Raw genomic sequence first — 14219 nt, 5'->3', positions numbered from 1 at the left:
CCGGAATTATAGCCCTGACCGGCAGTTGCCGTGCGGCGTTGCATGGCCCACAAAAAAGCGGCGGCCTCCGAAGAAGCCGCCGCTTTTCAAGCAGTAACGAACTGCAATTACGCCTGCTTGGCGAACTGCACGTTGAAAATCAGCTTCACGTCGTCGCCCACCACGATGGAGCCGGCTTCCGTCACGGCACCCCAGGTGAGGCCGAATTCTTTGCGGTTGATTTTGCCGGTTACCTCGAAGCCAGCCTTGTGGTTGCCGTAGAAATCGACGGCCGAGCCGCCGTATTCGGCTTCCAGGGTTACGGGCTTGGTCACGTCTTTCACGGTCAGGTTGCCGGTCACTTTGTACTCGTTGCCGCCGGTTTTCACGAAGGAGGTCGACTCAAACTTGATGTGTGGGAACTTGGCCGAGTCGAAGAACTCCTCGCCGCGCAGGTGGGCGTCGCGCTGCTCCTGGTTGGTGTTGATGCTATCCACATCGAGCGAAAACTCGACTTTGGCGTTCTCAAAGTTGTCGTCGCTGGCCGATTCCAACGTGCCCGCGAAGGTGTTGAACGAGCCGGTAACGGTGGAAATAACCAGGTGCTTGATTTTGAACTGTACTTCGGAGTGCGTGGGGTCGAGCACCCATTTGGTGGCGGTGGCGGTGGTTTCGGACATGACGTTGGGGGTTGAAACGGTGAATTGAGAATACAAAGATAACCGGTGTTGCTACATTTGATGTTGCTACATCAATTATTTTTTTAGCCTAACGCATTTGCTTCACGAAAGTTCAGATGCGTGGACTTAGGCACAGCGTCAGGCGCCGCCAGCATCAGCAAAGCTGAAGCATGACGTTCTTTAATGCCCAATTTATCTATTCCCGCCGATTCCACCCGCTACGCATGCGTCGTTTGTTGTTGCAGGGGCTGCTGAGCCTGATTCTTACCGCGCCGGCCCGCGCCCAAAGCCTGCCCATCCTTCCCCAAAACCCGCCTGAGCTGCGCTGGCGCGAGGTGCGCACGCCGCATTTCCGGGTGCTGTATGCGGGCGGCATCGACTCGGCGGCGCAGCGCACGGCGGCGCGGCTGGAGCAACTGCACGGGCCGGATGTGGCCACGCTGGGCGTGAACCCGCGCCCCATTGCGGTGGTGATGCAGAACCAGACCACGGTCAGCAACGGCTTCGTGACGTTTTTGCCCCGGCACGCGGAGTTTTTTACCACGCCGCAGCAGGGGTTTGGGCTGGGCACGGTGGACTGGCTCGATGGGCTGGCGGTGCACGAGTTCCGGCACGTGGGGCAGTTCGAGAAGGCCCGGCAGGGCGTGGGGCGGGTGCTGGGGCCGCTGTTTGGCGACGGGGCGCTGGGCATTGCGGCGGTGGGCGTGCCGCAGTGGTTTTTTGAGGGCGACGCGGTGGGCACCGAAACGGCCCTGACGCGCAGCGGGCGCGGGCGTATCCCGAATTTCAACGTGGGCCTGCGGGCCAACCTGCACAGCGGCTTCAACTACAGCTACCAGAAGGCGGTGAACGGCTCGCTGGTAGACAATGTGCCCGATTGGTACGTGCTGGGCTACTTCATGACTTCCTACCTGAAAACCCACTATGGCCCCGATGTGTGGGCCAAAGTGCTGGACAAGTATTACCGGTTTCCGTTCTACCCGTTCTCGTTTTCCAACGGCATCCGGCGCACCACCGGCCTGCGGGTGGAGCAGGTGTACGCCCGCAGCATGGCGGAAATCGACTCGCTGTGGTGGGTGCAGCAGCGGGAGCAGCCGGCCGCTACGCCAGTGCGGGAGCTGAAGCAGGTTGGGGTTGGGAAAATCTTCACCCAGTACCAATACCCGCAGTACGTGAATGACAGCACGGTGCTGGCCCTGAAAACCGGCCTCGCCATCATCCCGCGCTTCGTGCTGCTGAGTCGGCACGGAGGCGAGCAGGTGGCCTACGTGCCGGGCCAGATTAACATCCCCGAAATGCTGTCGGTAAGCGGTGGCCGGGCTGTATGGCCCGAGTACCAGCAGAATGCCCGCTGGGGCCAGCGCATTGCTTCGGAGCTGAAGGTGCTGGACCTGAAAACTGGCCGAATTACGCGCATCGGCAAGGGGCAGCGCTACTCGGCTGCCGCCCTCTCACCCGATGGGCGGCGGCTGGTGGCCGCCCGCACCGATGCCGCTTACCACCATGCCCTCGTCATTCTCGATGCCCAAACCGGAACCGAAATCCAGGCCCTGCCCAACCCCGCCAACGACTTCTACCAGCAGCCCCGCTGGCACCCCGACGGCCGCCGCCTGGTGACCGTGACGCTGAGCGCCGCCGGCAAAACCATTGCGGTTATTGACCCCAGCACCGGCACTTCAAAAGCCCTGCTGCCCGTGACCAACCTCAACCTGGCTAATCCACAGCCCTGGCGCGATTTCGTGCTCTACAACTCGGCCCAATCGGGTATCGATAACATCTACGCCGTGAGTGCCCGCACCGGGCAGACCTACCGCGTCACGGCGCGGCCGTTTGGGGCGTACCAAGCGGCTATCTCGCCCGATGGACGCACGCTGGCCTTCCACGACTACCGGGCCACCGGGGCGCGAGTGGTTGAGATGCCGCTTGATACTACGACTTGGGTGCCCGTGCCCACGGCTACCGCCGATATACCCGGCCCCTACGCGGCGGCCCTCACGGCGCAGGAGCCGGCGGGGCGGCTGGTGCCGCACCTGCTGGCCACGCGGGCCGATTCCGTGCTGCCGCGCTATGGGGTGCGGCGCTACCAGCCGCTGGCGCACGCTTTCAACCTGTTCAGCTACGGCGTGGTGCAGAGCCCGAGCGGCAACACGGTGAGCGTAGGACTGCGCTCGCAGGATTTGCTGAACACCACGCAGGCCTTCGCCGGGCTGGGCTACGACCAGGTGGAGCGCACCTTCAACGTGACGGGGGCGCTCAGCTACCAAGGCCGTTTCCCGGTGCTGGATGCAGACGTGACGTATGGCGGGCGCGATGCAGCCATCATCTATCGGGGTGCTGTCTACCGCGACCAGTGGCAGTACGCTCGCCTCACGGCCGGGCTGCGGCTGCCGCTCAACCTCACGCATTCCAAATTTCTGGAGGCCATGTCGCTGGGTACCTACTTCCTGCACGAGCAGGTGTATGGCTACGACCTGCCAGCCCGCAAGCTCTCTGAGGTCAGCCCCAATTCGCCCCTCAATGCTTTGCAAACCACCCTCAGCTACGTGAAGCAGCGCAAGGCGCCGGCGCGGGGAATTGCGCCTACGCTGGGCTACACTTTTCTGGGCACGTGGCGCACCACACCGTTTGGGACGGGTCTGGAAGCGCGGCAATTGGCGGCGCAGGGCAGCGTGTTTCTGCCGGGGCTGGGGCAGCACCACGCCTTGCGGCTGCGCGCCGGCTACCAGTGGCAGGACCAGATGCAGTACCAGTTTGCACCCGCCGTGTCGTTTCCAAGGGGCGAGGGTTACACCAGTTTTGACCGGCTGGGAGTGAGCAGCGTAGATTATTTCCTGCCGCTGGGCTACACGCACTGGGAGCTGGGGCGGCTGCTGTATGTGCAGCGGCTGCGGGCTACGCTATTTGGCGATTTCGCGCAGGGCAATGATTTCCGGGGGGCGGCGGCGCAGCTTAATTACCGCAACGTGGGGGGCGATTTGCTGGTGCTGTTTAATGTGCTGCGGTTGCGCACGCCGGTGGAGGCGGGGGTGCGAGTGGTGTATCGGGGGGCGGTAGGGGCCTGGGCGGTGGAGCCGCTGGCGTTTAGTATTCGGCTGTGAGGGGGAGGAGGGTAGAGGAAACGAGCAAAAAAGAACGTCATGCTGAGCGTAGTCGAAGCATCTCTACCGCAATACTATTCCTTTCGATTGGGATTAGTTGCGCGGTAGAGATGCTTCGACTCCGCTCAGCATGACGTTCTAAAATAGGCTAGACTACCCAACCGCCCTACAGCACCGTTTCGTGGTGCAGGAAATGGTCCATGGCGGAGAGGGTTTCCTGGGGGGCCGAGAGGTGAGGGAGGTGGCCGTTGGTTTCGATGACTACCATGCGACTGTCGGCCAGCTGCTCGTTGATGTAGTGGCCCACGGCGAGGGGGGCGATGACATCGTGCGCCGACTGGATGATGAGGGTGGGTATGGTGAGGAAGCCGAGCTCGGCGCGGGTGTCGGAGAAGAAGGTGACGCGTGCGAAATGCTTGGCGATTTCGGGGTTGGTGCGCACGAAGCTGTTGGTGAGCGCCATTACCAGCTCGGGGCTGTCCTGCTGGCCCACCATCACGGGCGAGAAGCCGTGCGACCAGCCGTTATAGTCGGCCTCCATGGCGGCCAACAGCTCGTTGATGTCCTTTTGCTCAAAGCCGCCGGCATAGCCGGTTTCATTGATGAAGCGGGGCGAGGGCGAGATAAGGACCATTTTGGCGAAGCGCTGGGGCTCGCGCACGGCGGCAATCACGCCAATCATGCTGGCCACGGAATGGCCCACGAATACGACATCGTGCAGGGCCAGGGCGCTGAGTACGTCCAGCAGGTCAGTGGCGTGGCCAGCGAGGGTGCTGTGGGTGGTGGCGGGCTGATAGGCGCTGAGGTCGGACTGGCCCGCCCCAATCAGGTCGAGGAGGATGACCTGGTACTGGTCTTCAAAGGCGGGGGCGATGAGGCGCCAGTCGTGCTGGTCGCCGCCGAGGCCGTGCAGGAAGACAATGGCCTGGGTGCCGGGGCCGGTAGCGCCGGAAATGGTAACGTTGCTGCGGTCAAGAATAGGAGTAGCGGAGGGGGCCATTGGGTGGCTAAACTAAAGGGTTAAATAATTGGACGACTAACATACTACAAATTTCGATTTCTTGGATTGATAGGCTGATTAATGTCACTAGTAAAGGTTTTGGAACTAATGCTTTCCGGGTTTTTTATAATGATTGGTCGATGGTGCCGCTGGCTGTTTCGGTAAAATCCGACCCTGCCCTATGCATAGGCTACCGTAGGTAGGCTGATGGTGAAAGTGGTGCACACGTCGGGCTGGGTTTCCACGGTGATGTGGCCTTTGTGGTTCTTTACAATATCCTGGCTGATGAACAGCCCCAGGCCGGTGCCTTTGGAGGTGGGCTTGGTGGTGAAGAAAGGAGAGAATAACTGCCCCTTTTCAACCTCCGAGATGCCCGGGCCATTGTCCCGAATCTGAATTTTTACCTCGGCCGCCTGAAATGCCGTCGTGACCGTGAGCCGGGGTTGAAAAGCCGGGTTTAGCCGGGATTTTTCGCGCACCGAATACAGTGCATTATTGAGCAGGCTGAACAAGACCGTGCTTATTTCGGCGGGTACAATTCGCGCCGACACGTTTTCCTCGTTGGCGTCTTTCACCAGCTCCACGGGAATCGTGCGGTCGTCTTCATCCACCTCCTTGCGATACGCGGCCAGCTGCTCATCAACAAACGCATTGATATCGACTTCGACGAATTGCACCGATTTGGCCTGGAGCAGCTTGTCCATGCTGCGAACTATGCGCGTCATGCTCGCGCCGTGGTCGTTGATTTTGCCGGTGTTGCTTTCAATCAGGGCCAGCAGCGGCACCAGCTCCGTCTGGACGTAGGCATCGGTGGCGTAGGGCTCCTGGCCGAGCAGCTGCCGGCACTCATCGAGGAGCTCATTCGACATTTCGGCAAAATTATTCACGTAGCTCAGCGGGTTCAGTAGCCGGTCGACCAGCCCCTTGGTGAGCTGGCCGATGGACACCAGCTTCTCCTGCCGAATTAGTTGCTCCTGGGTTTCGCGCAGGTCGGCCAGCGTTTTCTTGAGGCCTTCGAGCAAGTCGTCGGACTTCTTTTTTTCAACCAACAGCTCGCTGCTACGGGCTTCCAGCTCGTGGCGGGTGGTTGAGAGGTCGGTAACCATTTTGTTGAAGGCTGTGCCCAGCTCCCCAATCTCATCCCGCGAATTGCTCGGCACGCGCTGCGTGAGGTCGCCCCGGCCCACCTTGGTGGCGGCGTCACGCAGCTTCAGCACGGGCACGGAAATGTTCTTCGCCAGCACAAACCCGATGCCGATGCCAATGCTGAACACCACGAAGCTGAAAAACAGCGAGGTAAGCCGAATATGCCGCTTGTTTTGCACTATCTCCTGCGTGGAGGAAGCCAGCAAGATTTCGCCGCTCATTATCGGCGTGCTAAAGCCGGCCCGTTTCACGACCGTGAAGTCATTGGAAACCGCGTCCACGTTTATTTTCTTGCGCTCGGGGTAGGTTTTGAATACCGTGCGCGTGATGTGGCTTTGGGTGTGGTTGGCATCCCAAACCGTATCGGTCTGGACCAGGCTCACAAACTGCAGCAGCGGGTCCTGCTTCACAAAGTCCATGGCGGTTTGCACACCCTGGAAATTTTGCTCGGTCATGGCAATTTTCACGCCCAACGCCACAGTATTAGCCTGGTTTTGCACATCCTTGTTGAAGTTGTTCAGCAGGCTTTGCTCCTGAATGGCGGGCAGGTAGAAGAGCACGAAGAAGGAAAACAGCAGGACAATGCTCGTCACTGCCAGCCAGATTTTGGTCTTGACCGTGAGGCGCAGGTGCCGGACGAGCTGCAGTAGAAGAGGGTTGCGGGCGCGGTTTGCCATGCGGGGTAGGGCCTGGTGGAGCAGGCCGTGGAGGGGCCGTTGCTATAAAGATTTCTTCCCGTCGATGGTGATGGTTTTGCTGCTGGCCAGGGGCTGGTTCACCACGCCGATGGCGCCGGTGGTCTGGGCCACAAATTCGGCCAGCTCGGCTTCGGAACTGAAGAAGTTGGGCGCATCGGCTTTGCCCTGGAACACCAGCGCCAGCCAGTATTTATTCAGCTCGTTGGCGCTCATGTTATAGATTTTTTTGCTGGTGCTCTGGCCAATGGGCGTGGTGGTTTTCAGCAGCGCGATTACCACTTTGCTCCCGTCGGGCCAGCGCAGCTTTTCGCCTTTCATCGTGGATTTCAGCTGCGCCAGCTTCATCTCGGGCGGTACCCCTTTGCTGTTGCCAATCACCACGAGGTTCTGGTCTTGTGCCCGCGCGGGCGGGTGGCCGCACCCGATGAGCAGGAGCACGCAGAACGTAAATCGGTAGAGCCAAGCCATATCCATAACGAGTTAAAAGCCCACGGCAATCTGGAAGGTTACTTTGTCGGCGGTGGGGTACAGGGGGCTTTTGGCCCGTTGGTACTCCAGCTTCAGCACGGCCAGGTAGCTGAGCTCGTAGCGCAGCCCCCCGACGAAGGATTGGGTTTTGTTGGGCATGAAATACACCTCCTGGTTGGCAAACCGAATGTCATCGACCCGGATGTAAGGGATAAACTTTTCGGTCAGGCGCAGGCCCGCGTACACGTAGGTGGCCACGGCGCGCTGCTGCCCGAGGCTGTCGGAGCGGTTGCTGACCATGCTGCTCTCGGCCAGCAGCTCGAACTTCTTCGTGAAAACCGAATCATTGTAGGAGACGGAGGCCGTCATAATGTCCTGATTGATGCGCGTCAGGGCCACCGGCATCACTCCGCCCGAGTGGTTGTGCACCGTGCTGCCTTTCGAAATGGCATCGTGGTAGTAAGAGGCCCCGAGCCGCAGGCCATCGGTGGGCTTCACGTGCACGGCCAGCGTGACCGACTTGAACGGGTTGTTGTCCACCACATCGCCCGACCCGATGCCGTTGCCCACCATCGCATCGTAGCCGAAACGGAGGCGGCCCAGGTTCTGCCCCTGCAAGCTCACGCCCGTGGTATGGAGCGGGATAATGCCCTGGGCAAATAGCAGGGGCCGGTCGATGGTGGGGAAGAATACCCGGCCGTGGTGGTAGGTGTCGTTCCAGTAGTTGATGGGTGTGTGGTGCTTGCCCAGCAGCACGCTATGGTTGCCGGAGTAGTTGTATTTCAGAATAATGCGCTCGACGCTGATATTGAAATCGGTGGGCGACTCAGGCGAAAACTTGAACACGGTTTCGCCCAGAAACGACAGCCGCTCTGTTATCTCGGAGGTGATGAACAAGTCCTGCTCGCCCAGGCCAAAGTTTACTTTGCCATTTTGGTAGTAAGCCAGGGCATCGACAAACCCCTTGATTTGCGTTCGTTGGGCCCTGGCGCGTGGTACGATGCCCAGCAACAGCCCAAGCAGCAGCAAAGCGGTAAGTGAGTAAGGGGTTATTTTCATACGCTTCGCTTTCGAACGGGGGCTGGGCTGGCGGGAGCAAAGGCGCAACTGAACTGCTCCCTTAAGTATCGTACCGACAATACTATAATAATTTTGATTTGAAAAGGTACTATGTGGCTAAAATGCCAAAGATAGTATAAGAATAGCGTCCTTTAGTACCAAAAATTATGATATGGGCAATACAATGCAGCTATCCCCAGGCAGGACATCTGGCTTGGAAATGATGACAGTGGGAAAAGCAGGGTGCCGTCTGGCCATAGCGCACCCTTGACGAAGGCCTGAATGCCTTCATCCTGCTACACTGGCCGCTGCACGACGGCCATATGCAAACCCATAAGGTTATCAGCTCCGGCGGCGGACGGCAGGAGAAACCGGCCGCATCGTGAGTTTCAGTTCTTGTGAAAAAGAACCGGCCCGCTTCCGGTTGGAGAGCGGGCCGGGTTTATTGCGTAATTGCACTAAACAAGCGGATAACGCATTGCCATCAATCAACAAATGAATAGAATGAATCCTGCCGTCGATTTCTATTTCAGTAAAAACAAGAAGTGGCTGGAAGAACTGGAGCAATTGCGAACGTTCGTGCTAGACTGTGGGCTGGCCGAGGAATTGAAGTGGGGCGTGCCTTGCTACACGTTGCAGCAAAAGAACATCTGCTTACTGCACGTATTTAAAGAATACTGTGCGATTTTGTTCTTCAAAGGGGCCCTGTTGAAGGATGCCCAGGGTATTCTAATCCAGCAAACGGAGAATACGCGGGCGACGCGCCAGATTCGGTTTACCAATGCCCCGGAAATTGTGGCGCTGGAAGCTACCCTGAAATCCTATGTGCGGGAGGCTATTGAGGTGGAAAAGGGCGGTTTGAAAGTGGATTTCAAAACGAGTGCGGAGTCCCTGATTCCGGAGGAATTTCATGATAAGCTAACTGAAATCCCGGCCTTGAAAACGGCTTTTGCGGCCCTGACGCCGGGCCGGCAACGGGCGTATCTCCTTCATTTCTCGGCCGCCAAGCAGGCCAAAACCCGGGCGGCAAGGGTTGAGAAATGGATGCCGCAAATCCTCAACGGGAAGGGGTTGGATGATTAGTTCTTCGCCAGGCTAGTGCCCGCCAACGTACTGCTGGGCGGCCTGGGCGTAGGCCGGCCACTGGTCCTGGTAGGCAGCGGGCACCTGCACCCATTCTCTCATCGGCCGGCTTTTGCCGGAGGGGTCAAATAAGTGGGAGCCGTCGAAGCTGAGGGCTTCGTGGTGGTAGTCGCCGGGGAGCTTGAATACCATTTCGTTCTGGAAGAAGCAGATGAAGGCTTTGCCGCTGGTTTTGAAGCAGGGCTTGCCGAATAGCTGGCTTTGTTCGGCGTCGGGCAGGGCCTGGCCGATGGCAAGGTAAAGGGCTTCTTCGGCGGTCATGGGTTCGGCGTTGGCGGCGGGTTGGCAGGGTGAGATTGTAGCTAAAATTAGCGGCATTGCGGCGCTACGCCGGTCGTAGCATTTAATCTTCGGATAGATGACTATCCAGTAATCGGCGGTGGTAGTTGATTTGGCCCAGGTGGTAGGCCAGGTGAGTGGTGAGGTGCATCAGCATGTAGCCCAGCGACGTGGGGGCTTCGAATACCACGAGAGGGTATTCGGTGGCAAGCTGGTCGTCTTGCAAGGGCGTGAGGGCGGCCTCCACCACGCGCCGGGTGGCGGCGATGCCCGCGAGCAGCTCGGCGCGGGGAATGTCGCGGGCGGAGAACTCCAGGTCGCGGTGCCGGATGTAGCCGCTGTGGCCCAGCGCCGCCCCGATGTAGGTGTTGAGGTTGCCGAGCAGGTGCAGGCAAAGGTTGCCGGCCGGGTTGCTGATGCCCGGGGCGGTGCGCCACAGGAATTCTTCGGTTTGATAGGCTTCGATTTCCTGCTGTAGCTTGGCTAGGTCGCGGTCGAAGAGGGTTTTGAGGATGGCGATGAGCATGGCGGATGGGGGTATGGGCTGGAACGATTAATCGAAGGCCACCAGCTGGCCTTCGAGGACGATGATGGCCTGGCTGGTGAGCAACACCTTATCGGCTTGCAGCTCGACCTGCATGGAGCCGGTGCGGCCGGATGATTGGAAGGCCTGCATCACCGGCTTGTGGAGCCGGGTGGCCCAGTACTTGGCGAGGAAGGTTTGCACGCCGCCCGTGACGGGGTCTTCGTTGGTGCCGGCCCAGGGCCAGAAGTAGCGGTAGTGGTAGTCATAGGCCGGCGAGCTGCCGGAGGCTGTCACCAGCACGCCGTTGATTCCGGTGTGAGACTGGAGCAGGGCGGCGAAATCGGGCCGGAGGGCGGCCAGCTGCTGGTCGTCGGCGATTTCGAGGAGGACAATCTTGTTCTTCGGGCTGAATGCGGTGTTGACCACCGTGGGCAGGCCCAGGGCGACCAGCAGGGCCGGCGGCGCGGTGGCGGCCACGGTATCATACACCGGGAAGGTCATGGTGATGTCGTCGCCGTGACGGGTGATGGCCAGGTCGACCTGCTCGTGGGTGAGGAAGTGGATTTCCGTTTGCGGCGTTTTGCTGAACAGCACTTTGGCCGCGGCCAGGGTGGCGTGGCCGCAAAGCGGAATCTCCTGCCTGGGCGAGAAATAGCGGATGGCGTAGCTGCCGGCGGCACTGGTTTCGCGCACGAAAGCCGTTTCGGAAAGCCCAAATTCCTGCGCTATTTTCAGCATGGCCTCGGCGCTTAACTCCTGCCGGGGAAAGCACACGCCAGCCGGGTTGCCCTTGAAGGGTTCTTTGGTAAAAGAATCCACGATATACGTTTCCATCGGCGGTTTCGGCAGGAAGCAAAAGCGGAGGTGCTTTTTTGGAAAGCGAAGGTAATAGGCTCCCCAGGCCGCCAGAGTTACATGAAAGCCTGCAAGCTGCTCGACCGCCCGCTCTACGACGGCTACACGCAGGCCCGCAAGATTCTCAATTCCGGCGGCGGCAGCGGCAAGGAGAAACCGGGCGAGGCGTAAGTTTCGGAAGGATTGGAAATGAAGCCGCCCGCTTCCGGTTGGGGAGCGGGCGGCTTTTTTGCGTTTCAAGGCAGATAGATAATTACTTCTTCTTGGTAGCTGTATGAATGTTATTGGCATTAGTTAAACCTATAACATAAGACACTAGCCAATCTCTAAATTTAGAGTTGCTAAACAAAGGTATTAGCTTGATAAGGCTGCGAAAATACATGGCTCTTATCCTGCTAAAGATTGTGTGATTTCTATCATATATCTTTTTAAGTTCTGCTTGAGTAGAAATTTTGAGAAGGCCTTCACCAACGTTTATGGTGATTAATGGATATTCTGCTGCTCCTTCTGCGGTCAGAATTACTTCTCTCTCTAAATTCCAGCTAACAGCCTGCATGAATTTTATAATAGCATCAATTTGAATCTGTTTTTTAAATTCTCGGGGGTCAATATCAAACTCAATTTCATCTTGTAAGAAGAAATGGCAGTTAACAGTTATGCCTTCAATTGTGAATGAACTGGTCTTGCGGTCAAGCTCGCCTGATTCATCCACAAACATTCTTTTTATATAGTCTTTATCAATGCCGGGCCTAGTGTCTCCTTCTTCCAAAGGACCGAAATGCGGGTTGTAATTTTTATTGATAAAGTCAATTAATTGCATCCAAACATCAATATCCACTTCTTGAACATAAATATCTAACAAGCCGCCATCCGGCTCAAATATCCATTTGTGTTCTATCCATTGCTCAGTCATGGCTCAACTTAAGACTTGTAAGGGAAGTTAAATCTACTTCCGCGCCGGCCGCGCTCCCATCACAAACACTAGCCCGCCACCCTTCGCCACGTCCTGCTGCGCCAGAAACGGCTGTGTCAGCTTTTGCCCGTTGAGGGTGACTTGCTGCACGTAGACGTTTTTGGCGCTTTGGTTTTTGACCTGGATGGTGAAGGACTGGCCGTTTTCGAGGTGCAGCACGGCTCCGTGCACGAGGGGGCTGCCGAGGGCGTACTGGCCCGAACCGGGGGCGACGGGGTAGAAACCGAGGGCCGAGAAGAGGTACCAGGCGCTCATCTGGCCGCAGTCGTCGTTGCCGCCGAGGCCGTCGGGGGTGGGGTGGTACTGGCGGGCGAGGATGTTGCGGACCTGGGCCTGGGTTTTCCAGGGCTGGTCGGTGTAGTTGTAGAGGTAGGCGGCGTGGTGGGCGGGCTCGTTGCCGTGCACGTAGCCCCCGATGATGCCCTCGCGGGTGATGTCCTCGGTTTCGGCGAAGAACGAGTCGGGCAGGTGCATGGTGAAGAGCGAATCGAGGTGGGGCACGAAGCGGCGGTTGCCGCCCATGCGGGCAATGAGGCCGGCGGGGTCGTGGGGCACGGCGAGGGTGTAGTTCCAGGCGTTGCCCTCGATGAAGCCCTGGCCGTTGGTGCTCAGCACGTCGAATGTGGGGCGGAAGCTGCCGTCGGCCAGGCGCGGGCGCATGGCGTTGGCGCGCGGGTCGAACACGTTTTGCCAGTTGGTGGCGCGCTTGCTGAACTCCTGGTAGAGGTCGGCGTGGCCGAGTTTCTGGGCGAGCTGGGCGATGCACCAGTCGTCGTAGGCATATTCGAGGGTGTTCGATACAGAAGTGCCACTGCGCTCGTTGGGCACATAGCCGAGGTTGATATATTCGCCAAGGCCATCATACCAGCGGTGGCGGGCAGTAGTTACGCAAGCGGCCAAAGCGCGCTCGGCATCGTCAGCTGTTAGCTCACCGCCATTAATAACAGCATCAGCAATTACGGATACGCTGTGGTAGCCGCTCATGCACCAGTTCTCGTTGGCGTGGTGGCTCCACACGGGGAGCATGTGCTCGGGGCTCTGGTCGTAGTGAGCCAGCATGCTCTTCACCATGTCGGCGTTGCGCTTGGGCTGGATAAGGTTGAACAGCGGGTGCAGGGCCCGGAAGGTATCCCAGAGCGAGAAGGTGGTGTAATTGGTAAAGCCGTTTCTGGAATGAAACCCAGAGTAGCTGAATTGAGTCGTTTGGTCAAGGCCCCGATACTGCCCACGATTGGCATCTTCGTAAACAGTAGGGCTGAGGCAGGCGTGGTAGAGGGCCGTGTAGAAGTTCTCCTTATCGGCCCGGTTGGGCGTTTGGATGGTGATTTTGCTCAGCTCCTGCTGCCAGAGCTGCTGGCCGGCGCGGCGGGTCTGGTCGAAATTCCAGCCGGGCAGCTCGGCGCGCATGTTGGCCAGCGCCCCGGCTGCGCTTACGGACGAGAGCGCAAACTTGACCTTGATTTTCTCGCCCGCCACAGTATTGAAATCGAAGTAGAGGCGCAGCTGGCGGCCGGCCTGCTCGGGCCAGTTTTTGGTCTGGTCGAAGCGGCCCCAGAAGCCCCGGTACACTTCCTTGGGGTCGTACTTGCGGGCGCCATAGCTTTTGAAGGGCTTCGAGAACTGCATGGCGAAGTACTCGGTGCGGGTGCGGCCCCAGCCAGTGGTTTGGCGGTAGCCGGTCACGAGCGAGTCGTTTTCGATGCGCACGTAGCTCCACACGTTCTTGTCGGGGTAGTTGTAGATGCCGGCCATCATATCCAGAATGATGTGCGCCGGCTCAGTCCCCGGAAACGTGTACTGGTGGAAGCCCACGCGGGTGGTGGCCGTGAGCTCGGCGAGGATGTTGTGGTCGTCGAGCTTCACCCGGTAGTAAGCCGGCTCGGCCACCTCGTTCTGGTGCGAGAAGGCAGAGCGGTAGCCGCTCTGGGGCCGGTCGGCGGTGCCGGGGTTGAGCTGGAGCGGGCCGGTGGTGGGCATGAGCAGGAAGTCGCCCAAATCGGAGTGCCCCGTACCGCTGAAGTGCGTGTGGCTGAAGCCGACGATGGTGCGGTCGTCGTAGTTATACCCCGCGCAGTACTTGTAGATGTCGGGGTTGTACTTGCCGTTCAGCTCGTAGCTGATGGTGTCGGTATCGGGCGAGAGCTGTACCATGCCGAAGGGTACGGTGGCGCCGGGGTAGGTGTGGCCCATCTTCTGCGTGCCCACCATGGGGTGCGCGTATTGGACGAGGTTTTCGGGCTGGGTGGTTTTTTGGGCTTGAGCTGTAGTTGCGGTGAGCAACAGCAGGGGCAGGAGTTTCTTCATTGCGGCGGGGC

12 protein-coding genes are annotated in these 14219 nt (G+C 59.0%); 2 read left to right on the top strand and 10 right to left on the bottom strand.

Features of this window, described 5'->3' with window-relative positions; all coding sequences use genetic code 11:
* Positions 1 to 107: 107 nt before the first annotated feature.
* Complete coding sequence (locus ACYU70_RS18160) at positions 108 to 659, bottom strand: YceI family protein (RefSeq protein ID WP_342298562.1); 552 nt, start codon at positions 657 to 659, stop codon at positions 108 to 110.
* Between the two features lie 224 nt (positions 660 to 883).
* Here ACYU70_RS18160 and ACYU70_RS18155 point away from each other — a divergent pair, with 224 nt between their 5' ends.
* Complete coding sequence (locus ACYU70_RS18155) at positions 884 to 3757, top strand: hypothetical protein (RefSeq protein ID WP_342298564.1); 2874 nt, start codon at positions 884 to 886, stop codon at positions 3755 to 3757.
* A gap of 166 nt (positions 3758 to 3923) precedes the next feature.
* Here the strand turns inward: ACYU70_RS18155 and ACYU70_RS18150 are convergent, their stop codons facing one another.
* The 4 genes from ACYU70_RS18150 to ACYU70_RS18135 all read right to left on the bottom strand — a co-directional run bounded on the left by ACYU70_RS18150 (position 3924) and on the right by ACYU70_RS18135 (position 8128).
* Positions 3924 to 4757 (bottom strand): alpha/beta fold hydrolase, encoded by an 834-nt coding sequence (locus ACYU70_RS18150; RefSeq protein WP_342298566.1) that lies wholly within the window; start codon positions 4755 to 4757, stop codon positions 3924 to 3926.
* A gap of 179 nt (positions 4758 to 4936) precedes the next feature.
* Positions 4937 to 6580 carry a sensor histidine kinase gene (locus tag ACYU70_RS18145; protein WP_342298567.1) on the bottom strand — a complete coding sequence of 548 codons (1644 nt, stop codon included), beginning with the start codon at positions 6578 to 6580 and terminating at the stop codon, positions 4937 to 4939.
* 42 nt (positions 6581 to 6622) lie between these two features.
* The gene (locus tag ACYU70_RS18140) at positions 6623 to 7069 is read right to left on the bottom strand and encodes a hypothetical protein (protein WP_342298568.1); all 447 of its coding nucleotides are present in this window, start codon (positions 7067 to 7069) and stop codon (positions 6623 to 6625) included.
* A gap of 12 nt (positions 7070 to 7081) precedes the next feature.
* The gene (locus tag ACYU70_RS18135) at positions 7082 to 8128 is read right to left on the bottom strand and encodes a hypothetical protein (protein WP_342298570.1); all 1047 of its coding nucleotides are present in this window, start codon (positions 8126 to 8128) and stop codon (positions 7082 to 7084) included.
* Positions 8129 to 8632: 504 nt separating this feature from the next.
* Between ACYU70_RS18135 and ACYU70_RS18130 the strand changes: the two genes are divergently transcribed.
* A complete protein-coding gene (locus tag ACYU70_RS18130) occupies positions 8633 to 9211 on the top strand; it encodes a YdeI/OmpD-associated family protein (protein ID WP_342298571.1) in 579 nt (192 codons plus the stop codon).
* A 12-nt stretch (positions 9212 to 9223) separates the two neighbouring features.
* On the opposite strand, the gene ACYU70_RS18125 is transcribed toward ACYU70_RS18130, so the two are convergent.
* The 5 genes from ACYU70_RS18125 to ACYU70_RS18105 all read right to left on the bottom strand — a co-directional run bounded on the left by ACYU70_RS18125 (position 9224) and on the right by ACYU70_RS18105 (position 14208).
* Positions 9224 to 9532: a hypothetical protein gene (locus tag ACYU70_RS18125; RefSeq protein ID WP_342298573.1), complete on the bottom strand. Its 309-nt coding sequence runs from the start codon at positions 9530 to 9532 to the stop codon at positions 9224 to 9226.
* 82 nt (positions 9533 to 9614) lie between these two features.
* Positions 9615 to 10076: a DinB family protein gene (locus ACYU70_RS18120; RefSeq protein ID WP_342298574.1), complete on the bottom strand. Its 462-nt coding sequence runs from the start codon at positions 10074 to 10076 to the stop codon at positions 9615 to 9617.
* 27 nt (positions 10077 to 10103) lie between these two features.
* Complete coding sequence (locus tag ACYU70_RS18115) at positions 10104 to 10910, bottom strand: PhzF family phenazine biosynthesis protein (RefSeq protein ID WP_460616065.1); 807 nt, start codon at positions 10908 to 10910, stop codon at positions 10104 to 10106.
* A gap of 274 nt (positions 10911 to 11184) precedes the next feature.
* On the bottom strand, positions 11185 to 11844 hold the full coding sequence (locus ACYU70_RS18110) for a hypothetical protein (protein WP_342298576.1): 660 nt from the start codon (positions 11842 to 11844) through the stop codon (positions 11185 to 11187).
* Between the two features lie 33 nt (positions 11845 to 11877).
* A complete protein-coding gene (locus ACYU70_RS18105) occupies positions 11878 to 14208 on the bottom strand; it encodes a GH92 family glycosyl hydrolase (protein WP_342298578.1) in 2331 nt (776 codons plus the stop codon).
* Between the last annotated feature and the right edge of the window lie 11 nt (positions 14209 to 14219).

The sequence above is a fragment of the Hymenobacter segetis genome, assembly GCF_054776495.1.
Note: the sequence above shows the minus strand (reverse complement) of the source record. Positions and strands in the feature narration are given on the sequence as shown.